Here is a 20,536-nt window from a genome sequence, read left to right as displayed (position 1 = left end):
CGCTACGCGGCACCTCAGCCAGCGGTGTTCGGCTCCTCAGCCAGCGGTGAAGGGCCGCTCGTGACAGCAAGGGCGGCCGCGGCACGTCAGCCAACGGTAGGGGCACCGAGGTCAGTCGAGGATGAGTTCCGGGTAGTTCGGCTGCCACATGCGGTCGAACACGTCCTGGACCGGGCTCTCCAGCTCGATGGCGGCCACGCCGTCGTCCGCCGCGGCCTTCGCCACCGCGATCGCGACCGTGGCCGACACCCGGCGGAGGTCGCTGATCCGCGGCAGCAGCGGGGCGCCGGCGCTCCGGATGCCCACCATCGACGCGACGGCCCGGGCGGCCGCCGCGATCATGTGGTCCGTCACCCGCGTGGCGCCACACACCGCCACCCCCAGGCCGAGGCCCGGGAAGACGAGCGCGTTGTTGGCCTGGGCGATGACGTACTCGACGTCGTCGCGCAGCACCGGATCGAACGGCGATCCGGTGGCGAGCAACGCCCTGCCCTCGGTCCATTCGAGCAGGTCCGCCGGCGTGGCCTCGGCTAGCGCCGTCGGGTTGGACAGGGGCATGATGATGGGCTGGTTCACGTGGGCCGCCATGTCGCGCACCATGGGCTCGGTGAACGAGCCCGGCTGCCCGGAGGTTCCGATGAGGATGGTGGGGTGCACGTTGCGCACCACGTCGGCCAGCGACACCGCGCCGCGTCGGTCCACCTCCCAGGCGGCCACCTCGGCGGCGTCCCGGGCGTAGGGGCGCTGGAAGTCTCGCACGCCCGACGACGAATCGGTGATGAGGCCGCGGCTGTTCAGGCACCAGAAGCGCTCATGTGCCGCCCGGTTGTCGAGCCCCTCCCCCGCCATCATGTCGCGCATGAGGTCCGCGATCCCGACGCCCGCCGTGCCGGCCCCGTGGATGACGATGCGCTGATCGCTCAGCCGCTCCCCCTTCGCCCGGACGGCCGCCAGGGCGGCGGCCCCGACGACGGCGGCCGTGCCCTGGACGTCGTCGTTGAAGGTGCACACCTCGTCGCGGTACCGGGTGAGGATGCGGTGCGCGTTGGCGGCCCCGAAGTCCTCCCAGTGGATCATCGCCCGCGGGAAGACGCGCTGGGCCGCCGTGACGAAGGCGTCCACGAACTCGTCGTAGCGGCGGCCGCGCACCCGGGCGTGCCGCAGCCCGGGATACAGGTCGTCGTTGAGCAGGCCCAGGTTGTCGGTGCCCACATCGAGCCCGACGGCGATCATGCGGTCCGGGTCCACGCCTGCCGCGGCGGTGTAGAGGCTCATCTTGCCGTGGCAGATCAGGATCCCGCCCACGCCCTGGTCGCCGATGCCGAGGATCCCCTCGGAGTCGGTCACGACGATGATGTCGATGTCGTCGGCGGTGCGGCCGCTGGCGCGCAACGACTCCTCGATGTCCTCCGGCGAGTCGATGGACAGGAACACCCCGTCGAGGCGGGTGAACTGCCGGCTGAACTGCTCGATGGCGTCGCCGATGGTGGGGGTGTAGACGATGGGCATCATCTCGTCCAGGTGCTCGCTGAGCAACCGGTAGAACAGCACGGTGTTGCGGTCCTTGAGTGCGGCGAGGCGACGGAACTTCGCCATCGGCAGCCGCGCCTCCAGGTACTGCTCGTAGGCGCGGTGGACCTGCGCGTCGATGGGGGTGACCCCCGTCGGCAGCAGCCCGATCAGCCCGAGGAGTTGGCGTTCCTCCGGGGTGAAGGCCGTGCCCCGGTTGAGTCGGGGCGTTCTCAGGATGGCTCTGCCGCGGATCTTCACCTTGACTCGTGAGCCGTGGTTGCCGGGGAGGACCTCGTAACGACGTTGTTCGGGCACGGGCCAAACCTACCGGGCGGGCCCCTCCTCCGGTGAATCGGGGGACGAGTCGGCAGTGTCGGGGCGTGCCAGCGCGCGATCCACCCAGGCCACCGCCTCGGAGAGCTCCCGGACGTGCTGGTCCTCGTCGAACACGTGCATGAGCCGGCAGGTGCGCTGCTGCGACTCGGTCATGCCCTGCACCACGAACTCCACGCCGCGGGCCCTGAACTGCCGCGACACCGCCTTGATGGCGTCCGCCCCGGACGCGTCGAGAATGCGCATCCGGTGGCAGCGCAGGATCACGGCGTCGATGTCGTCGCCGACGGAGGTGACCTCGTCGACGAAGCGGCGGGCGTCGCCGTAGAAGAGGGCACCGTCGACGCGGAACAGCGCCACCCGGGAGCGCAGGTGCTCCTGCTCGGGCGTGAAGTCAACGTCGCCCTCGCGGGTGTTGGTGGGCAGCCACTGGCGCGCGACGGCGGAGTAGGACGCCATGTGGCGCAGGCTCATGAGCGCCGCCATGCCGATCCCCAGGAGCACGGCGGCCACCAGATCCAGCAGGACGGTGGCGCCGAGGGTGAGGAGGAAGGTGTTGCGGTCCGCCCGCGTCACGCTGGTGAGGGTGCGCACCAGCCTCAGGTTGATCATGCGGCCGGCGGTGACCAGCAGGACCCCGCCCAGCGCCGCCATCGGAATCCGCGACACGAGCGGCGCCAGCAGCAGCATCACCGCGAGCAGGACGACGGCGTGGGAGATCGAGGCCAGGCGGGTCTTCGCGCCGGAGCGCACGTTCACGGCGGTGCGGGCGATGGCGCCGGTGGCAGGGAGTCCTCCGAACAGCCCCGAGGCGATGTTGGCCAAGCCCTGTCCCATCAGCTCGCGGTCCGGGCTCGTCGGGGTCACGTCGGGCCGCATCCCGTCGGCCACCCGGGCGGACAGCAGCGACTCGAGCGCGGCCAGCGCGGCCACCGCCAGCGCCGGGGCGGCGAGGTCCTGGACCAGCGTGAGGCTGAGCTGCGGCAGCACGGGCATAGGCAGGCCCGTGGGCAGTGCCCCGATGCGGTCCACGTCGGCGCCGGCCAGCTCCACGGCGAGCGTCGCCACCACGATGGCGATCAGCGACAACGGCAGGTGTCGGAAGAACCGGTGCCCGATGAGATGCAGGAGCACGACGCCCGCGGCGACCAGCAGCGGTTGCCAGGCGCGTGACCAGTCGGTGGCGGACAGGGTGAGCCACGACGACACCAGCGTGGACTCCGCCTCCCCGCGCTCGGTCCCGAGCACGAGCGGGAGCTGCTGCAGCGCGATGATCACGCCGATGCCGATGGTGAACCCCTCCACCACGGACAACGGGATGAACTCGACGGCGCGTCCGACGGCGGTCAGCGCCATGACCACCACCAGGACCCCGGCGATGATGGCGAGCAGGGGCACCACCGGGACGCCGTGCTTGGCGATGAGCGGCAGCAGCACCACCGTCATCGCCCCCGTCGGCCCGGACACCTGCAGGTGGCTGCCCCCGAAGACGGCCGCGACCACGCCGGCGATGATGGCGGTGACCAGCCCGGCCGCCGCCCCCACCCCGGAGGCCACGCCGAAGCCGAGCGCCAGCGGCAGCGCCACCACGCCCACGGTCACGCCTGCGAGAAGGTCCTTGGCCCAGGAGGAGCGCAGCCCCGCGTAGTCCGACGGGGTGGGCCAGAGGCCCTTGAAGCTGATCAGGTGGTCCCCCACCATGCCGCGGTAGCGCTCGAACTGCTCCTTGGGGGTGAGCCGAGCCGCTTCGATCCTGAAATCCCTGTTGCCCACGCCTCACCCTCTCCGGGCCCCTAGATTACGCCCGCCCGTGCCCGGCCGTCGGGGCGGGGTCGGCGGCAGGTAGACCGGGCGGGGGCGGGTCAGCGCAGGAAGAGCGCCTTCAGCCTCAGCGTGGCCGCCGTCGTGCCCACCGCGATCATCACCGCGAAGTAGGCCAGGTGGCCCCAGATCGACGGCTGGATCAGGCCGGTGGTCAGCTGCCGGACCATGTCCACCGCGTGCCACAGCGGCATAGCCATGATCACCCACTGCACGGACTCCGGGTAGACGGTGATGGGGAAGAAGGTGGCCGACAGCAGGAACATCGGCAGCATGACGAAATAGACGATGTCCAGGTGCTGGAACGAGGTCATGAAGCTGGTGGCGGCCAGGCCGACGGCGGCGAACCCGAACGCCACCATGAGGGCCGCGGGGATGGCCAGCACCGCGGTCCACGACAGGTTCAGCCCGAGCGCAGTGGTGACCACCATGAACCCGCACGCGTACAGCAGCCCCCTGAACAGCGCCATGATGATCTCCCCCAGCGCGACGTCCATCGGGCCCAGCGAGGTGGAGAGCATCTGGTCGTAGATCTTCCCGTAGCGCATCCGGAAGAACACGTTCATCGTCGAGTCGTACAGCGCGCCGTTCATCGCGGACACGGCCATCAGGGCCGGCGCGATGTAGGCGGCGTAGGGCACGTCGCGGCCGTAGAACTCCACGGAGCCGATGAGCGCCCCCAGCCCCAACCCCATCGAGAGCAGGTAGAACACCGGCTCGAAGAACCCGGTCAGGATGATCAGCCAGTTGTTGCGGGCCACCACCCTCATGCCGCGGGCCACCACCGAGCGGGTGTTGCCGCCGTACAGGCCTGCGAGGACGCGCGGCACGCGTGGCGCGGGCGCCTGGAGAGGGGCGGTCATTCGTCGAGCCTCCGCCTGAAGGTGCGGACCGAGGACCATGCGCACACCCCGGCCAGCGCGACGAGGAACCCGACGTGGAGCGCCAGCATGCGCACCGACAGCGGCTGGCCGTACATGGCCCACCGGCCGAGCTCGGCCGAGTGCCACAGCGGCGAGACCCAGCCCATGGGCTGCAGGTAGCCGGGCAGGGTCTCGAGCGGGAAGTAGGTGCCGGAGAACAGCGTGAGCGGGACGACGACGAACCGCTCGATGAAGGACAGCTGGCCGCGGTCGTCCTTCTGGGTGGCCACCCAGGCCATGACCGCGAACCCGACCGACACCGACAGCAGCAGCCCGACAGGGACCAACGCCAGCGCCCGCAGCGGGTCCGCGATGCCGAACAGCACCAGCGCGACCAAGTAGAACAGCAGCACCGGCAGCACCCGGATCAGGGCGGCCACCTGGACCCCGACGGCCATCTGCGCCGGGCTGATGGGCGTCAGGCGCATCGCCGGGAAGGTGTTGAACCACTTGAAGCCACCGAACACGCCGTAGGTGTTCTCCTGCGCGGCGGTGAGCATCGCCGTCGACATCACCAGCGCCGGCGCGATGAAGGTGAGGTAGGGCACGCCCTCGATGCCCTCGCCGCCGTCGACGAGGACGCCCAGCCCGGCGCCGAGGCCCAGCAGGTAGACCACCGGGGAGCCGATGCCGGTGATGAGCAGCGTGGCGAGGTAGCGCCGCATCCGGTGCAGGTGGTGCTCGACGACGGCCCACCAGCCCCACCTGGCGACGACGCGGTGGTCCGCGGTCATTCCCCTGTCGATGACGCGGGCCGGTGTGGTGAGATCCGCGCTCATTCGATGAGGCTCCGCCCCGTCAGGCGCAGGAACACGTCCTCCAGCGACGAGCGGCGCACCAGCGAGGTGACCGGCTCCATCCCCCGCTCGATGACGGACTGGAGGGCGTGCTCGCCGTTGTCGGCGTAGATGAGCACCCGGTCCGGCAGCACCTCCTGCCGCTCTCCGATGCCCGCGAGCACCCGGGCCGCCTCCTCGTTGCGGGAGGAGCCGAAGCGCACCTCCAGCACCTCGCGGGTGGAGTACTGCCGGATGAGCGACGGCGGGCTCCCCTCCGCGACGATGCGGCCCTTGTCGACCACCACGAGCCTGTCGCACAGCTGCTCGGCCTCGTCCATGAAATGCGTGGTGACCACCAGCGTCACGCCCTCCTCCTTGAGCCGGAAGAGGCGGTCCCACAGCACGTGGCGGGCCTGCGGGTCCAGTCCGGTGGTGGGCTCGTCGAGCAGCATGATCTTGGGGTTGTTGATCAGTCCCCGCGCGATGGTGAGGCGGCGCTTCATGCCGCCGGAGAGCCCGTCGACGCGCGCGAGGCGCTTGTCCTTGAGCTGGGCGAAGTCCAGCAGCTCCTCCGCGCGCTGCCTCACGTAGGCGCGCGGGAGCCCGAAGTAGCGGCCGTAGACGGTGAGGTTGTCGATCACCCTGAGCTCCTCGTCGAGGAGGTCCCCCTGGGGGACGATGCCGAGCTGCGCGCGAATCTGGGGGCCGTGGTGGTTGGTGTCCAGGCCGAGCACGGTGAGTTGGCCGTCGGTGCGGGTGGACGTGGCCGCGATCATCCGCATGGTGGTGGACTTGCCCGCGCCGTTGGGCCCGAGGAAGCCGAACGACTCCCCCGGCGCGATCTCGAAATCGATCCCGTCGACGGCGGTGAGGGTGCCGTAGCGCTTGGTAAGCGCGCGGGCGGTGATCACTGGCTCAGTCACCCGCGACACACTACGACACCCCACCGACGATTCCGAGGGCCTTGCGCCCGGGCCTCACCGTGCGCAGCATCCGCCGGGCGTCTGCACTGGGGGGTTTGAGCCGATGGATGGGGTCAACGCGCGAAAAGACCGATTTGATCGTTCATACTCACCGCGACCCGATCCATCGGCTCAAACCCCTCCCAGCCACAGGTGGTGGAGGGTCGGGTCGGGGACGAGCTCGGGGTGGAAGGTGCACGCCACGACGGCGCCCTGGCGGACCGCGACCGGCTCGTCGCCCCTGGTGGCCAGCACCTCGACGCCGGCGCCGACCCGCTCGATCCTCGGGGCACGGATGAACACCCCCCGCATGCGAGGGTGCGCCCCGCCCGGAACGCCCGACGGTGGCTCGAGCCGCCCATGCCCCGCGGCCACTGCCGCCCCCGCCCTGACTGCCGCGGCGGTCAGCTCGACGTCGGCCTCGCCGGAGGCCAGCTGGGCCCCGAACGCGTTGCGCCGCACCGTCACGTTCAGCCCGCCGATGGTGGGCAGGCCCGTCAGCGCCGCCGGGTCGGCCACCTCGTCGGCCAGCAGGATCAGGCCCGCGCACGTGCCGAACACCGGCAACCCGCCGTCGGCCCGGTCCCGGATGGCCGAGAGCAGCCCGGTGGGCCGAGCCAGCCGCGCGATGGCGGTGGACTCGCCCCCGGGCAGCACCAGCCCCTCAAGGCCGACGAGGTCGTCGGGCCTGCGCACCAGCGACACCCGACGCCCGAGCCGCTCCAGGACCGCCGCGTGCTCCCGCACCGCGCCCTGGAGAGCGAGGATCCCGACCGTCACCAGCCGCGCTCGGCCAGCCGGTGCGGGGCCGGCACGTCCGCCACGTTGATGCCCACCATGGCCTCGCCCAGGCCCCGCGACGCCTCAGCGATGGCAGCCGGGTCGTCGTAGTGCGCGGTGGCGGCGACGATGGCCTTGGCGCGGCGCTCGGGGTTGCCGGACTTGAAGATGCCGGAGCCCACGAACACGCCGTCGGCGCCGAGCTGCATCATCATCGCGGCGTCCGCGGGGGTGGCGATGCCGCCGGCCACGAAGAGCACCACGGGCAGCTTGCCCTCACGCGCCACCCGGGCCACCAGCTCATACGGCGCGGCGAGCTCCTTCGCGGCGACGTACAGCTCGTCGTCGGACTTCGCGCCCAGCGCGCGGATCTCGCCCTTGATGGTGCGCAGGTGCTTCATGGCCTCGGACACGTCGCCGGTGCCGGCCTCGCCCTTGCTGCGGATCATCGAGGCGCCCTCCGTGATCCGGCGCAGGGCCTCGCCCAGGTTGGTGGCGCCGCACACGAACGGCACGTCGAAGCGAGTCTTGTCGATGTGGTTGACGAAGTCCGCGGGCGACAGCACCTCGGACTCGTCGATGTAGTCCACGCCCAGAGCCTGCAGCACCTGCGCCTCGACGAAGTGGCCGATGCGGGCCTTGGCCATCACCGGGATGGACACGGTCTCGATGATGCGCGAGATGAGGTCCGGATCGCTCATGCGCGCCACGCCGCCCTGGGCGCGGATGTCCGCGGGCACGCGCTCCAGCGCCATGACCGCCACGGCGCCGGCCTCCTCCGCGATCCTGGCCTGCTCGGGCGTCACCACGTCCATGATCACGCCACCCTTCAGCATCTCGGCCAGGCCGGTGTTGACGAGGGCGCGGGGGGACACGGGTGTATCGGTAGCAGTCATGGGCTCGATCTTCGCCCGCCGCACTGGACCAGGCAAGGGCCAGACGCTTCCCAGTTTGTTGGGCCAGTTGTACCCTGGGTCAATGGAGTCCGACGCGCTCTCCACGCTCCCGCTCGACCGCACGCCCGGCGCGGCACCGCTGCCGGCGCAGATCGCGGCCGGGGTCCGCGGGCTCATCGCCTCGGGGGCGCTGGCCAGCGGGGACGTGCTGGCCTCCAGCAGGTCCGCCGCGGAGACCCTGGGCGTGGCGCGAGGCACCGTCAGCGCGGCATACGAGCAACTGGTGGCGGAGGGATACCTGGTCACGAGGGACCGCTCCGGAGTGCGTGTCGCCCCCAACCTGTCCGCGGCGCCACCCCGCGCGGTCCCGCCGGCGAGGCGGCGGCCGGCCCCTCCCCCGCCTCCGCTCGACTTCGGCTCGGGCCACGAGACGTCCCGCCCCCTCGACGACGCCCTCTGGCGCTCGTCGCTGCGCGCCGCCGTCTCCCCTGGCGGCCCCGCCCTCGCCGAGGCGATCGCGCAGCACCTGAGGCTCATGCGGGCCATGGCCGTGGACCCGGCGTCGGTGATCGTCACCGCCGGGGCCCGCTCCGGGCTGGCCCTGCTGCTCGGGGCGGTGGCCCGCCGGACGGGAAGCAGGCCCCGCGTGGGCGTCGAGAGCCCTGGATTCCCGGGTCTCCGCCGCGTCCTGGAGGTTCTCGGCGTCGAGGTCGTCCCCGTCCCCGTCGGCGCCGACGGCGTGGACCTGGCAGCGCTGGACCGGGCCCTTCCGCTGGACCTGGTCCTGGTCACCCCCAATCACCAGTTCCCCGCCGGCACGGCCCTGCACGCGGCCGGGCGGCAGGCGCTCATCGGCTGGGCCACCCGCACCGGGGTGCTGCTGGTGGAGGACGACTACGACTCGGAGTACCGGCACCTCGGGCCCCCACTCCCCCCGCTGTGGAGCCTCGCACCAGACGTGGTGGCCCACCTCGGCACGTTCGCGGCGGTCCTGGGCCGCGACGTCGGCACGGGCTACCTGGTGGCCCCGCCGGCTTGGCAGGACGAGTTGCTGGAGGCGCGCTCGGCCCTGGGCGGCGGTGTGGCGCCCATCGTGCAGCGGGCGCTGGCGCGTTACCTCCAGGCCGGCGGTCTGCGCCGGCGCCTGGCTCGCGCCCGCCGTCGCGCGGACACCGCCCAGGCCGAGGTCAAACAGAGGATCGACACCCTGCGCGCCCAACCGCACATGACGGGCGTCACGGACACCGGCCACCTGCTCGTGCTCGAGATGCCCGCCGACGCCGCGGCCCGGGTCCGCGACGACTGCCGGCGGCGCGGCCTCATCTTGACGGACCTCGCCGACGGATGGGCCGGGAACCCGGGGCTCACCGGACTCCTGCTCAACTACGGCGGGCACGAGCCGGCAGCGGTGCGCCGGGCCGTCGACATGCTCATCGACGCGGCCGCCGGACCGCCACTGCTCACCTCCGGATGATCGTCACCATCACCGTGCCGGCCGGGCTCAGGCGGCGCCGCCGGCCCGGTTGACGTGCCAGACGACGCCGAACCTGTCGCGGACCTGGCCGTAGTCGTCGCCCCACATCTGGCGCTCGAACGGCACCACCACCTGGCCGCCCTCGGCGAGCGCGGCGAAGACGTCCGCGAGCTTCTCCTCGTCCCCGGACAGGGACATGCCGACGGTGTCCCCCGGCTGGAGCCCCATGCCGCCGGAGTCGCTGCCCATGATCACGTGGCCCTCCGGCGTAGTGAGTTGGGCGTGCATGATGCCGTCGGGATCGACGCCGGGCACCCCGGATTCGCCGAAGGTGCTGATGTCCAGCTCGCCCCCGAGGACGGACTGGTAGAACTCCATCGCCTGCCGGCAGGTGCCGTCGAGGGCGAGGTACGGGTTGAGGGTGGAGGCCATGCGGGTTCCCTTCGCGAGCCGGAGCGGGCCTGGCGGCCCACGGCCAAGCGTAGGCTCGTCGGGGCCGGTTGTCAGGGGGGAACAGCTACCCCGGAGGGGTAGCCGCGTCCCTCAGCCGCGCGGCTCCGCCGGCGCCGTCACGGCGCCAGGCCGGCCTGGTCCGCGGGCTCGAACATGGAGCGTCGGCCCTCGAACGCCCTGCCGAGGGTGACCTGGTCCGCGTACTCGAGGTCACCGCCCACCGGCAGCCCGCTTGCGGGGCGGGTGACGCGCACCCCGAAGTCGCGCAGCATGCGGCTGAGGTACGCGGCGGTGGCCTCTCCCTGCGTGTCCGGGTCCGTGGCGATGATCACCTCGGTGACCGCGCCGTCGGCGAGGCGCTGGAAGAGCTCGCGCGTGCGCAGGTCCGCCGGGCCGCGGCCGTCGATGGGCGAGATGGAGCCGCCCAGCACGTGGTAGAGCCCCCGGAACTCGTTGGTGCGCTCGATGGCCACCACGTCCTTCGACTCCTCCACCACGCACAGCTGGCTCCGGTCCCGGCGAGGGTCCCGGCAGACGCGGCACCGCTCCTCCTGCGAGATGTTGAAGCACACCTCGCAGAACCGGGACGACTCCTTCACCCTCCGGATGGTGTCCGCGAGGAGGTAGACCTCCTCCTCAGGAGCGTCGAGGAGGTAGAAGGCGATGCGCTGCGCACCGCGCGGGCCGATGCCCGGCAGGCGGCTCAGCTCATCGATGAGGTCCTGGATGGGGCCTTCGTACACGGTAGGGATCAGCCTCCGAGGTTGGGCATCGAGGGCAGGTCTGGCATCGCGGCCGCGGTGGCCGCGTCAGCCTCGGCCTTGGCGGAGCGGAAGGCCGCGATGATCAGCGCCGACAGCGTCTCCGGGTCCTCCGGGTCCCAGGCTTCGGGCAAGATGTCGATGCGCTCGATGTCCCCGCCGCCGCTGATGGTGACGGTGACGAGCTCCCCGCCGGCAGTGGCGGTGAATGTCTTCTCCGCCAGTTCGGCCTGGGCGCGCGCCAGGTCCTCCTGCAGCTGCTGGGCCTGCGCCATCAGCGCGTTGATGTCGAAATCTCCGAACATGTTGGTCTCCTGGGGTGGGGGTGCGGGATGGGCTGAGGCCGCGCCTCAGGGCTCGTTGATGTCTCTGACGGCGATGACCTCGGCGCCGAAGGTGGCGCTCAGCAGCTCCTCTGCGTTGTGCGCGGAGTCCAGCACCTCGTCGTCGACGGAGACCTCGGGCTCCGGGCTGGGGTCCGGGGCCGCCTGGGGCTGGGGCTCGGGCGCTGGGGGCTGGGCGACGGGGGCGCCGGACGGGCGCTGCCTGGGCGTGGCGGCAGGCTCGTCCCCGGAGGTCAGCACCGGCTGGATGCGCAGCTCGACCCCGATCACCTGGATCAGGGAATCGGCCAACACGTCCTGGCTGCCGCCCGTGCCGAAGTTGTCCTTCGGGCCGGACTGGGTGAAGCCGAGGTGCAGCACGCCGTCGGCCACGTCGAGCACCTGGGCGTGCTGGCTGAGCAGCATGAACGTGAAGCGGCGGCGGCGCTTGACCTCCTCCAGCACGTTGGGCCAGACGCGGCGCAGCTCGGCGGCCGACAGCTGGCTCGGGCGGGCCGACGCAGCCGCGGGCGCGGGCGCAGGAGCGGCCGGCGGTGGGGTGGGCTGCGGGGCGGGTGCCGCGCCGGCGGGGCGTTGCCTCGGCGGCTCCCCGGCCGGGCGGCGCTGGGCGGGCTCCCGCGGCGCGTCCTGCGCCGGCTGGGCGGAAGCGGCGGACCGTTGGGCGCGCGGCTGCGGGGCCGGGGCGGGGGGTTCGATGCGCTGGGTGGGCTCGCCGACGTCGTCCCAGTCCGCCACCGGCTGCTGGTGCTCGCCTGCGCCCATCATGCCCACGCGGCGCTCCAGGCGGTCCATCCGGGCGTGCAGGCCGCGCTCGTCCGCGTCCGCGCCGGGCAGCAGCACGCGCGCGCACATGAGCTCAAGGTGGAGCCGGGGGGCGGTGGTGCCGCGCATGTCGGTCAGGCCGGTGGCGATCACCTCTGCGGCGCGGGTCAGCTCCCCCGCGCCCATGCCGGCCACCTGGGTCTGGAGGCGCTGCGCCTGGTCCGCGGCCACGTCGAGCAGCCCGTTGGTGGCCGCATCGGGGACGGCCGAGAGGATGACCAGGTCACGGAGGCGGCGCAGCAGGTCCTCGGCGAACCGGCGCGGGTCCTGGCCCACCTCAATCACCTTATCCACCGTGCGGAACACACCGGCCGAGTCACCGGCGGCGAAGGCGTCCATGATCTCGTCGAGCAGCGCGTCCGGCGTGTATCCGAGCAGGGCGGCGGCCTGGGTGTAGCTCACGCCCTCCTCCCCCGCGCCGCCCAGCAGTTGGTCCAGGACCGACAGCGAGTCCCGGACAGACCCACCGCCCGCGCGGACCACCAGGGGGATGGCCGTCTGGTCAACCTGGACGCCCTCCGTGCGGCAGATCTGCGCCAGGTAGTCCGCCAGGAGGCGCGGCGGCACGAGCCTGAAGGGGTAGTGATGGGTGCGTGACCGGATGGTGCCGATGACCTTCTCGGGTTCGGTGGTGGCGAAGATGAACTTGGTGTGCGGCGGCGGCTCCTCGACGAGCTTGAGCAGCGCGTTGAAGCCCTGCGGCGTCACCATGTGCGCCTCGTCGATGATGTAGATCTTGTAGCGGCTGGCAACCGGCGCGAAGTACGCGCGCTCGCGCAGGTCTCTCGCGTCGTCCACGCCGCCGTGCGACGCCGCGTCGATCTCGATGACGTCGATCGAGCCGGGGCCGCCGCGGGCCAGATCCTGACAGGAGTCGCACACCCCACACGGCGTGGCGGTGGAGCCCTCCGCGCAGTTCAGGCAGCGGGCGAGGATCCGGGCCGAGGTGGTCTTCCCGCAGCCGCGCGGCCCCGAGAAGAGGTAGGCGTGGTTGACCCGGTTGTTGGCCAGCGCGCGCTGGAGAGGAACCGTGACGTGGTCCTGCCCGATGACGTCAGAGAAGGCATCTGGGCGGTACCGGCGGTACAGCGCCAGCGGCGCGGCCGGGGACTCGACGCGAGGTGCGGTGCTCAGCCTCGACGGCGGCACGTGCAGCGCCGGGGCATCCTCCTCGAGCGCCACTGGGGTGTCGAACAGGCCGGGGCCGGGCTGCGTGGCGGGCTCAGGGGGATAATCGTCGAAGAGTCCGGGGCCGTCCATGGGCTCGAAGCCGGGCAGGTCGGCCGCACCGGACCCCTCGTCGCCCAGGGGGGCGTACTCGTCCTCGTCGTACTCGTCGTCCACGCGCCCCACCCTATTCCAGAGCCCCGACATGTCCAGCGGCAAAGAAAAGGGCCCCTCGCGCACCCGGAAGAGCTCACTTACCCTTGCTGCCTTCCGACCCTGGGGGAGTTGGGCGAGATACCGCCGCGCGAGGAACCTTGGCCAAGTCTACCGCATCGTCGGCGAGGATCGTCGCGGCCCGCGTCGGACCGGGGTCCCGCGCGGGAACAGTAGGCTCGCGCCATGGTGAGCAGCTTGGACCCGGTGATCGCGCAGGTGTGGCGGGGCGGGTACGTCGAGTGCCTGCACCACGGCGCGCTGGTGGTCACGGCGCCCGGAGGGGACGTCCGGTTCGCGGCCGGGGACGCGGTCATGCAGATCCTCCCCCGCTCCTCCCTCAAGCCGCTGCAGGCGGTGGCGATGCTGCGTCACGGCCTCGACGTCGACGGCGCGGACCTCGCCCTGGTCGGCGCCTCCCACTCGGGCGAGAGCCTCCACCTCGATGGCGTGCGCCGCATCCTCGACGGGGCCGGCCTCTCCCCCGCCGACCTGCAGACCACACCCGGCCTGCCGCTCGACGAGGAGGCGCAGGCGGCCTGGCTCGCGGCCGGGCACGGCCCCGAACCGCTCGCGCACAACTGCTCCGGCAAGCACGCGGGAATGCTGCGCACCTGCGTCCGATCGGGATGGCCGCAGGACTCCTACCTGGACGCGGCCCATCCGTTGCAGCACGTCTGCCGCGACGCCATCGCCGAGTTCGCCGGCGAGCCCGTGGGCGAGCCGGTGGTCGACGGCTGCGGCGCTCCGGCGTTCGCGATCAGCCTGACGGGCCTGGCGCGCGCGTTCGGACGCCTGGCGGGGGCCCGGTCGGGGCCGGAGCGCCGCGTGGCCGAGGCCTTCCGGGCGCACCCCGAGTACGCGTCGGGCAGCAGGCGCGACGAGGTGGTCCTGCATCGCGAGGTGCCCGGCATGGTGGCCAAGGTGGGCGCCGAGGGGTGCTTCGCCGTCGGGCTGGCGGACGGCACGGGTGTCGCGGTGAAGGCCGGCGACGGGCACCATAGGGCCGCCGTCGCCGCGCTCGTGGCGGCTCTGGCCGCCCTGGGTCACGACACGCCCGGCCTGAGGGGTCTGGACCCCGAGCCGGTCCTGGGGCACGGGAAGCTCGCAGGGCGGGTGATCGCGGACCCGGAGCTCGTCGCGTCCCTGCGCGACGGCCTGGGCTGACCCGTCCCGGTCCCCGGCCGCGTCGGCGCGTCCGATAGTCTGCGCGCGCCCCGCCGTCTCCCCTGAGGTCTGCCGTGAACGCCGTCGTGCTCTCCGTTGTCGTGATGCTCGTGCTCTCCGTGGCACGCGTGCACGTGGTCCTCGCCCTGTTCCTGGGCGCGCTCGTGGGCGGCCTGGCGGCCGGCCTGGGGCTGGAGGCCACGATGGTGGCGTTCCAGGACGGCCTGGCCGGCGGGGCGCGGATCGCGCTCAGTTACGCCCTTCTGGGCGCCTTCGCCATGGCGGTGGCTCACTCAGGCCTGCCGCAGCTGCTCGCCAACTGGCTCATCCGCAGGCTCGACGGCGACGACCTCACCACGTCGCAGAAGGTGACCCGCTGGACGACGGCGGGCCTGCTGGGCGGCACCCTCGTGATGTCGATCATGAGCCAGAACCTGATCCCGGTGCACATCGCGTTCATCCCGCTGCTGATCCCGCCGCTCCTGATCATCATGAACCGCCTGCGTCTCGACCGCAGGGCGGTGGCCAGCGTGCTGACGTTCGGCCTGGTCACCACCTACATGTTCCTGCCCATCGGGTTCGGCAAGATCTTCCTCAGCGACATCCTCTACGGCAACATCATCGCCTCCGGCCTCGACGTGAGCGGCGTCAACGTGATGTCGGCGATGGGGATCCCCGCGCTGGGCATGGTGGTCGGCCTTCTCCTGGCGGTGTTCGTCACCTACCGCCGGCCGAGGGACTACGACCGGGACGCCGTCGTGGACCACGACGCGCCCAAGGAGATCAAGGGTTTCCGCATCGTCGTCGCGCTGGCCGCGATCGTGGTCTCGTTCGGCGTCCAGGCCTGGCTGACGTTCGCCGGTTCGGACGCCGACCCGCTCCTGGTCGGCGCGCTGCTGGGCCTGTGCCTCTTCATCATCACCGGGGCCGTGAAGTGGCGCGACGCCGACGAGGTGTTCACCGGCGGCATGCGCATGATGGCGCTCATCGGGCTCATCATGATCGCGGCGCAGGGCTTCGCCTCCGTGATGCGGGCCACGGACCAGATCGCGCCCCTGGTCGAGGGCTCCGCGGCGCTCTTCGGCGGAAACCGGGGCATGGCGGCGTTCATCATGCTGCTCGTGGGCCTGCTGGTGACCATGGGCATCGGCAGCTCGTTCTCGACGCTGCCGATCATCACCGCGATCTACGTGCCGCTCTGCGTGTCCCTCGGCTTCTCCCCCGTCGCGACGGTGGCCATCATCGGCACCGCGGGCGCGCTCGGCGACGCCGGCTCGCCCGCCTCCGACTCGACACTGGGCCCCACGGCCGGCCTCAACGCCGACGGTCAGCACGACCACATCCGCGACACCGTCATCCCCACCTTCCTGCACTTCAACCTTCCCCTGCTGGCGGCGGGCTGGGTCGCGGCCATGGTGCTCTGACGCGATCCGGTGCAACCAACCCGAGGGTCCGAGGCGTAGGACTGACGAGCCGCCGTTTTCGGCTCGCACCGGGGGCGGGTTTAGCATGACTCCCGGTGGTCGACACACAAGGGGGACCTGATCGATATGCGTACAGTTCTGAGGCGGGCGGCCGTGGCCGCGCTCGGCCTGATGATGATCGCGCCCTTGGCGCAGGCGGAGACCCTGGCGCCGACCGACGGTCCGGTGGTCCAGACCACCGCGGCCGCGACGCCGGCCGAGGAGTCCGTGGACCCGGGCACCGAGTCCGCCACGCCGGATCCGGAGACCACCGTCACCAGCACCACGGCGGCCCCCACCACCGCGGCGCCGGCCCCCTCCACCACGCCCGCCGCGCTCACACCTGCGCAGGCCCTCTACGTCACCCCCGGCTATCACAACGTCAACGGCCGCTGGTGGAAGACCCGCTGCGAGATGTACTCCTCGACGATCGTGCGCTGCTTCACCGACATCTATGCCACGGTGATCGTCCGGATCAACAACAAGTGGTACAAGCAGAACACCTGGACGTTCAACAACCTCACCTACCTGCCCTCCCCCGAGAGCATGTGGGCGGGGAACCGGCTGGCCTCCACCAACTCCTGGTACGCCGAGGACGGCCGCCGCTGGAAGAACGAGTGCAACACCGCTGCCACCGGCACCGGGGCCTGCCGCTCCTACATCTGGGGCGCGCTTCCCACGCTGGTCGGTGGCCAGGTCCAGCAGGTCTACGACTGGCGGTTCAACGGCTTCGTCAACTTCTCCTCGGACGCGCGCCCGGCCGTCACCACCATCCCCGCCGCCGTGCCCACCCCGTCGGGTGTGCCGTCGCCCTCGACGCCGCAGCCCATCGTCGGCAACTCGCTGACCCAGAAGGGCTTCCGCCTCGACTCCCGCTGCATGACCGGCCGCGCCTTCTGCGTGTCGAAGAACCAGCGGAAGATGGCCTGGGTGGTCAACGGCCAGGTGGACGTGGTGGTCGACGTGCGGTTCGGCTCCGAGCTGACGCCGACGCGCAACGGCGCATTCCAGGTGAACTGGAAGTCGCGGGATCACGTGTCCAGCCTGTACCACACCCCCATGCCGTACGCGATGTTCTTCAGCGGCGGCCAGGCCATCCACTACTCGGCGGACTTCGCCCGCAACGGGTACAACGGCGCGTCCCACGGCTGTGTGAACGTCCGCGACAAGGCGGCGATCGCCCGCCTGTTCGACCTCGCCCGCGTCGGTGACAAGGTCATCGTCTACAACTGATCGTCATCGCAGGCCGGGCCCGGTTCAGGTCCGGCCTGCGATTTGAGCGAGCGTCACCCGCTCCGGTAGGGTCTCCTCTTGGAGGATTCGCCTAGAGGCCTATGGCGCTCGCTTGGAAAGCGGGTTGGGTTAACGCCCTCACGAGTTCGAATCTCGTATCCTCCGCCACCTTCGATTCCCGCCCTGCGCAGGGCGGGAATCGCTGTCTCTGGACAGGTTCGGCATCTGTACATGTTTCGTGCCGCGTGAGGCGTCCTCGGAAGCGGGCCGAGGCCACCCGGACACCGCCGAAGCGGTCGCGTGTGCCGCATACCGAACCCTATCGGCGATGGGCAGATGTCCCGATCCCTTGGGTCAGAGACTCGTCAGGTCGTGATGGGCTCGATGTCGCCGGGGCGCCAGGTCTGGTCGAACCAGGCGTCGAGCGGGCCGTACAGCCTCAGGATCGTGAACCAACTCTTGCCGGGGACGGTCTGGATCCAGTTGTTCTCATATCCGCTCTGGGGGGCGGGTCCGAAGTAGAGATCGACCGACCCGTCGTCGTTGGAGCGGAGGTCGTCGCGTTCGCTGTTGCGGCTGGGGAATGGCTGGCCGGTCTGTAACTCCGATCGGGTCTGCGGGTCGTACACGACGACCGACCAGAAGTCCTTGGCCGGAACCTCAGCGGGGATGCGCAGCCGGTACTGCCGCGCGCCGTCCAGGGCGTCTCCGTTGACGTCGACCATCGCCCCGGCGTACTGCGATCCCACTCCGACCATCTTCGCCGCCATCGCCGGGGTGTTCACCGTCGCCAGGTAGAAGAAGAGCGTCCGGGCATCGAGGTGGCGCCCCCCGTTGCCGGCGTCTCGTAGCCAGCGGTAGTCACCTCCGACGAACGCGGTGACCCAGCGCCGGTCGTGGTAGAGGAGGGCCTCGGGGTCCCGGTTGCGGAACATGATTGCCCGGGCGGTCGCGTTGGCCACCGCCGCGGCGTCGCCGAGGATGGCCCGCATCCGGTCGTCCGGGGCGAACGGCCGGCCCTTCTCGATGCCGATCGAAGCGAGAAGGCCGCGGGTCTCCGGATCGATCAGAGCGATCGGCTCGCGCTGGATCACCGCGTCGACCTCCTCGTAGAAGGAGAAGTCGTTGGCGTGGATCGTGTTGAACGCCCGTCCGCTGATCGACGTGAACTCCATCTCAGGCGGGTCGTCCATCGCCGCCAGCGGGAAGATCCGCAGGCCCTCACGGAACATGGCGGCCGAGGCGTCCGGGCGGCCACCGACGAGGAAGCCCCGCAGAATCAGCCAGTTCACCGAACTCGGCGTCCGCGCCTGGAACATCCCCTCCGGGACCTCGCAGTCGTCGTCCTCCCGGACGATCAGATAGCGCCCGCCGGCGCCGCGATCCGGTCCGGGCGCACCCATGTCGACAACGAACCGGAACCACGCGTCGTTGACCGTCCCAGGTCCACACCCCGGGGGCACCTCGACCACGGTCGGACCGTCGCGTTCCAGGTCGATCATGGCCGACGCGTACACCGTGTCAGTATTTCCGGTCAGGAAAAGTGGATCGGAGCCCAGCAGCCCGTCGGCTATGGCGACCTTGTGGCACCCGTCCAGGCCCACTGACTGCATCCCGATGTTCATCGCCTCCAGCGACGCCGCCGGGATGCAGTTGAGGAACACCTCGACGCCACGGACGAAGTCGATGTGATCCCACAACGCGCGCGCCGTCTGCTGCGTCGGCACGCCATCGGCGAACTCCAGGCGGCCGACTCGCGTCTCGACCACGTCCGGCGTCAGGAGCGGCCGCGGGATCGGAGTGTTGTATCCAACCGGGACACCCATACGGTCATTCATCAGAGACCTCCGTCGACGCCGATGGACAACACTCTCCTACCTGCCGCCGCGCCCGGCCTCACCCTCAGGGGGTGATGTCTCCAGTCAGGCGGTTGTCAGGCCGGCTTGCCCCAGACGTGAGCGCCACCCCAGTCGACCACCACGGCGGGTTCGTCGCCCACGACCCAACCGTCGTGCCCTGGTGGCAGCAGGTTCACGTCGCCGGCGCCCACCTCGAACTCGGCGCCGTCGGCCATCCGCGCGCGCAGCCGGCCGGAGATCACGTACTGGAAGTGGGGCGCCTCGCAGAGCTCCGTTCCAGCCACCGGCTTGACGTGCTCGGACCATCTCCAGCCGGGCTGAAGGGTGAGCAGCGCTACCTGGCCGCCCCCGATCGAGACGATGTCCGCCCGTCCCAGGGGGAACTCCCGGACCTCGTCAGGATTGCTGAAATTCTTCAACTCCGCACCGGCCATCGCAGGCTCCTTCTGGTTGACGACGACCTCAATGTACGACGGCGCCGCCCACTGTCAAGGGCACGATGACCTCGTGCGGCGGCAGCCGCGGAAAGTGCATCCCAAGCGTTGTCAGACGCTGATTGGAAGCCCCGGCCGGTGGGGCGGATTGTCTCGCCGCAGTCCACTCCCAGCCACGACGGCGGCGCTCAGCGGGACACTCCCGCGGGACGACGGGCGGAGGCGACATAGGCCAGGCCGGGAATGGTGAGCCCGTCGACGTGACGGTACCGCGACACCCCCTCGCGGACCGTCTCCTTGACCGCAGCCAGGCGATTGGGTGGCAGTGCGTCCAGGCGCGACTTCAGGGGCCCGGCCAGCGCCGTGCGGAGCTGCCAGTAGTCCTCGAAGGAGTCGTCGTGAGTCGGCGACTCGACCGCGTCCACCCTGATCTCCTCGAAGCCGGCGCCGGCCAGCAGCCCTGCCAGCGCGCCCTCCCTGCCCAGGGAGAAGGGTCCGGGCACCCCAGGCGGAGGAACCGGGGTTCCGGTGTGCTCCTGGACGGCATCCGCCAGCACCCCGAGCCAGGGGTTGCGGTCCCGTGACCCCCACACCGCGATGGCCACACGCCCCGTGGGCCGGAGGACGCGGGCGATCTCGCTGACCGCCCGGGCCGGGTCCAGCGCGAACATCAATCCCTCGCGGCACACCACGACGTCGAACGAGGCGTCCGGCAGGTCCATCTGCTCCAGATCGATGACCCGCGCACGGACCGGGACGGGCGCTTCGCCGCCGCGCGGGAGGGCACCGGCCCGGGCGGCGGCGATCTCGACCATCGCGGGCGCCACGTCGGAGAGGACGACGCTGCCTCCGGGCGCGACCCGCTCTGCGATGGCGAGCCCGAGGCCTCCCGCCCCACAGGCGAGTTCGAGCACATCGTCGCCGGGCGCCGGAGCGACGGCCTCGACCATGATGCGGCTCACCACCGCCGCCCGTTGCTCCACCTGGTCCGAATGGCGGTCCCACGAGGCCGCGACCGTCCCCCACATGTGGTGGATCCGAGCCCGGACCTGCTGGCCCGACGGTTCCCGGGCAGACTCTGATGACATGTCACACCTGCTTCCCGATAATTCGTTACACTCCATGAGTAACGAATACTGA

Annotated in this window: 18 protein-coding genes, 1 tRNA gene and 1 other RNA gene; 5 read left to right on the top strand and 15 right to left on the bottom strand. The window is 71.3% G+C overall.

Annotated elements, in window-relative coordinates:
• Positions 1 to 111: 111 nt before the first annotated feature.
• From maeA to pdxS, 7 genes are all read right to left on the bottom strand, one after another.
• Positions 112 to 1,827, bottom strand: a complete 1,716-nt coding sequence (gene maeA, locus ACZK5D_RS00425; protein ID WP_463663894.1) for an NAD-dependent malic enzyme — start codon at positions 1,825 to 1,827, stop codon at positions 112 to 114.
• A gap of 9 nt (positions 1,828 to 1,836) precedes the next feature.
• Positions 1,837 to 3,618 carry a SulP family inorganic anion transporter gene (locus tag ACZK5D_RS00420; RefSeq protein WP_463663893.1) on the bottom strand — a complete coding sequence of 594 codons (1,782 nt, stop codon included), beginning with the start codon at positions 3,616 to 3,618 and terminating at the stop codon, positions 1,837 to 1,839.
• 89 nt (positions 3,619 to 3,707) lie between these two features.
• Positions 3,708 to 4,529: an ABC transporter permease gene (locus ACZK5D_RS00415; protein ID WP_463663892.1), complete on the bottom strand. Its 822-nt coding sequence runs from the start codon at positions 4,527 to 4,529 to the stop codon at positions 3,708 to 3,710.
• Positions 4,526 to 5,368, bottom strand: coding sequence for an ABC transporter permease (locus ACZK5D_RS00410; RefSeq protein WP_463663891.1), 843 nt, complete (start codon positions 5,366 to 5,368; stop codon positions 4,526 to 4,528). Before ACZK5D_RS00410 ends, ACZK5D_RS00415 begins: the two co-directional genes overlap by 4 nt.
• On the bottom strand, positions 5,365 to 6,291 hold the full coding sequence (locus tag ACZK5D_RS00405) for an ABC transporter ATP-binding protein (RefSeq protein WP_463663890.1): 927 nt from the start codon (positions 6,289 to 6,291) through the stop codon (positions 5,365 to 5,367). Before ACZK5D_RS00405 ends, ACZK5D_RS00410 begins: the two co-directional genes overlap by 4 nt.
• Before the next feature lie 171 nt (positions 6,292 to 6,462).
• Entirely contained in the window at positions 6,463 to 7,110 is a 648-nt protein-coding gene (gene pdxT / locus ACZK5D_RS00400) for a pyridoxal 5'-phosphate synthase glutaminase subunit PdxT (protein WP_463663889.1), read from the bottom strand.
• Positions 7,107 to 8,006, bottom strand: a complete 900-nt coding sequence (gene pdxS, locus ACZK5D_RS00395) for a pyridoxal 5'-phosphate synthase lyase subunit PdxS (RefSeq protein ID WP_458994832.1) — start codon at positions 8,004 to 8,006, stop codon at positions 7,107 to 7,109. Before pdxS ends, pdxT begins: the two co-directional genes overlap by 4 nt.
• Before the next feature lie 82 nt (positions 8,007 to 8,088).
• Between pdxS and pdxR the strand changes: the two genes are divergently transcribed.
• A complete protein-coding gene (pdxR, locus tag ACZK5D_RS00390; protein WP_463663888.1) occupies positions 8,089 to 9,480 on the top strand; it encodes a MocR-like pyridoxine biosynthesis transcription factor PdxR in 1,392 nt (463 codons plus the stop codon).
• Between the two features lie 27 nt (positions 9,481 to 9,507).
• On the opposite strand, the gene ACZK5D_RS00385 is transcribed toward pdxR, so the two are convergent.
• From ACZK5D_RS00385 to ffs, 5 genes are all read right to left on the bottom strand, one after another.
• Positions 9,508 to 9,912, bottom strand: coding sequence for a VOC family protein (locus tag ACZK5D_RS00385; RefSeq protein WP_458994834.1), 405 nt, complete (start codon positions 9,910 to 9,912; stop codon positions 9,508 to 9,510).
• A gap of 137 nt (positions 9,913 to 10,049) precedes the next feature.
• Positions 10,050 to 10,676, bottom strand: a complete 627-nt coding sequence (recR, locus tag ACZK5D_RS00380) for a recombination mediator RecR (protein ID WP_458994835.1) — start codon at positions 10,674 to 10,676, stop codon at positions 10,050 to 10,052.
• Positions 10,677 to 10,684: 8 nt separating this feature from the next.
• On the bottom strand, positions 10,685 to 10,999 hold the full coding sequence (locus ACZK5D_RS00375; protein WP_458994836.1) for a YbaB/EbfC family nucleoid-associated protein: 315 nt from the start codon (positions 10,997 to 10,999) through the stop codon (positions 10,685 to 10,687).
• A 45-nt stretch (positions 11,000 to 11,044) separates the two neighbouring features.
• Positions 11,045 to 13,234, bottom strand: coding sequence for a DNA polymerase III subunit gamma and tau (locus ACZK5D_RS00370; protein ID WP_463663887.1), 2,190 nt, complete (start codon positions 13,232 to 13,234; stop codon positions 11,045 to 11,047).
• Between the two features lie 13 nt (positions 13,235 to 13,247).
• An RNA gene (ffs, locus tag ACZK5D_RS00365) (signal recognition particle sRNA small type) lies at positions 13,248 to 13,344 on the bottom strand.
• Positions 13,345 to 13,426: 82 nt separating this feature from the next.
• Here ffs and ACZK5D_RS00360 point away from each other — a divergent pair.
• The 4 genes from ACZK5D_RS00360 to ACZK5D_RS00345 all read left to right on the top strand — a co-directional run bounded on the left by ACZK5D_RS00360 (position 13,427) and on the right by ACZK5D_RS00345 (position 17,271).
• The gene (locus ACZK5D_RS00360; protein WP_463663886.1) at positions 13,427 to 14,407 is read left to right on the top strand and encodes an asparaginase; all 981 of its coding nucleotides are present in this window, start codon (positions 13,427 to 13,429) and stop codon (positions 14,405 to 14,407) included.
• Between the two features lie 74 nt (positions 14,408 to 14,481).
• Positions 14,482 to 15,831 carry a Na+/H+ antiporter family protein gene (locus ACZK5D_RS00355; protein ID WP_458994839.1) on the top strand — a complete coding sequence of 450 codons (1,350 nt, stop codon included), beginning with the start codon at positions 14,482 to 14,484 and terminating at the stop codon, positions 15,829 to 15,831.
• Between the two features lie 126 nt (positions 15,832 to 15,957).
• Positions 15,958 to 17,103: a L,D-transpeptidase gene (locus ACZK5D_RS00350; RefSeq protein WP_463663885.1), complete on the top strand. Its 1,146-nt coding sequence runs from the start codon at positions 15,958 to 15,960 to the stop codon at positions 17,101 to 17,103.
• 80 nt (positions 17,104 to 17,183) lie between these two features.
• Positions 17,184 to 17,271, top strand: a tRNA-Ser gene (locus ACZK5D_RS00345).
• Between the two features lie 197 nt (positions 17,272 to 17,468).
• Here ACZK5D_RS00345 and ACZK5D_RS00340 read toward each other — a convergent pair.
• The 3 genes from ACZK5D_RS00340 to ACZK5D_RS00330 form a co-directional block, all read right to left on the bottom strand.
• Complete coding sequence (locus ACZK5D_RS00340) at positions 17,469 to 18,941, bottom strand: DUF1254 domain-containing protein (protein ID WP_463663884.1); 1,473 nt, start codon at positions 18,939 to 18,941, stop codon at positions 17,469 to 17,471.
• Positions 18,942 to 19,036: 95 nt separating this feature from the next.
• Entirely contained in the window at positions 19,037 to 19,396 is a 360-nt protein-coding gene (locus ACZK5D_RS00335) for a cupin domain-containing protein (protein ID WP_463663883.1), read from the bottom strand.
• Between the two features lie 188 nt (positions 19,397 to 19,584).
• The gene (locus ACZK5D_RS00330) at positions 19,585 to 20,484 is read right to left on the bottom strand and encodes a class I SAM-dependent methyltransferase (protein WP_463663882.1); all 900 of its coding nucleotides are present in this window, start codon (positions 20,482 to 20,484) and stop codon (positions 19,585 to 19,587) included.
• Positions 20,485 to 20,536: the final 52 nt, after the last annotated feature.

It is taken from the genome of Tessaracoccus yangjingae, from assembly GCF_055326235.1.
The sequence above is the reverse complement of the archived record's forward strand: the minus strand, read 5'-3'. Positions and strand labels throughout refer to the sequence as shown.

Bases quoted from the DNA above. Each gene is read 5' to 3' on its own strand.
- ACZK5D_RS00415 (WP_463663892.1), bottom strand. From the start codon at position 4,529: ATGACCGCCCCTCTCCAGGCGCCCGCGCCACGCGTGCCGCGCGTCCTC.
- ACZK5D_RS00410 (WP_463663891.1), bottom strand. From the start codon at position 5,368: ATGAGCGCGGATCTCACCACACCGGCCCGCGTCATCGACAGGGGAATG.
- pdxS (WP_458994832.1), bottom strand. From the start codon at position 8,006: ATGACTGCTACCGATACACCCGTGTCCCCCCGCGCCCTCGTCAACACC.
- pdxR (WP_463663888.1), top strand. From the start codon at position 8,089: ATGGAGTCCGACGCGCTCTCCACGCTCCCGCTCGACCGCACGCCCGGC.
- ACZK5D_RS00385 (WP_458994834.1), bottom strand. From the start codon at position 9,912: ATGGCCTCCACCCTCAACCCGTACCTCGCCCTCGACGGCACCTGCCGG.
- ACZK5D_RS00375 (WP_458994836.1), bottom strand. From the start codon at position 10,999: ATGTTCGGAGATTTCGACATCAACGCGCTGATGGCGCAGGCCCAGCAG.
- ACZK5D_RS00370 (WP_463663887.1), bottom strand. From the start codon at position 13,234: ATGTCGGGGCTCTGGAATAGGGTGGGGCGCGTGGACGACGAGTACGAC.
- ACZK5D_RS00360 (WP_463663886.1), top strand. From the start codon at position 13,427: ATGGTGAGCAGCTTGGACCCGGTGATCGCGCAGGTGTGGCGGGGCGGG.
- ACZK5D_RS00350 (WP_463663885.1), top strand. From the start codon at position 15,958: ATGCGTACAGTTCTGAGGCGGGCGGCCGTGGCCGCGCTCGGCCTGATG.
- ACZK5D_RS00340 (WP_463663884.1), bottom strand. From the start codon at position 18,941: ATGAATGACCGTATGGGTGTCCCGGTTGGATACAACACTCCGATCCCG.
- ACZK5D_RS00335 (WP_463663883.1), bottom strand. From the start codon at position 19,396: ATGGCCGGTGCGGAGTTGAAGAATTTCAGCAATCCTGACGAGGTCCGG.
- ACZK5D_RS00330 (WP_463663882.1), bottom strand. From the start codon at position 20,484: ATGTCATCAGAGTCTGCCCGGGAACCGTCGGGCCAGCAGGTCCGGGCT.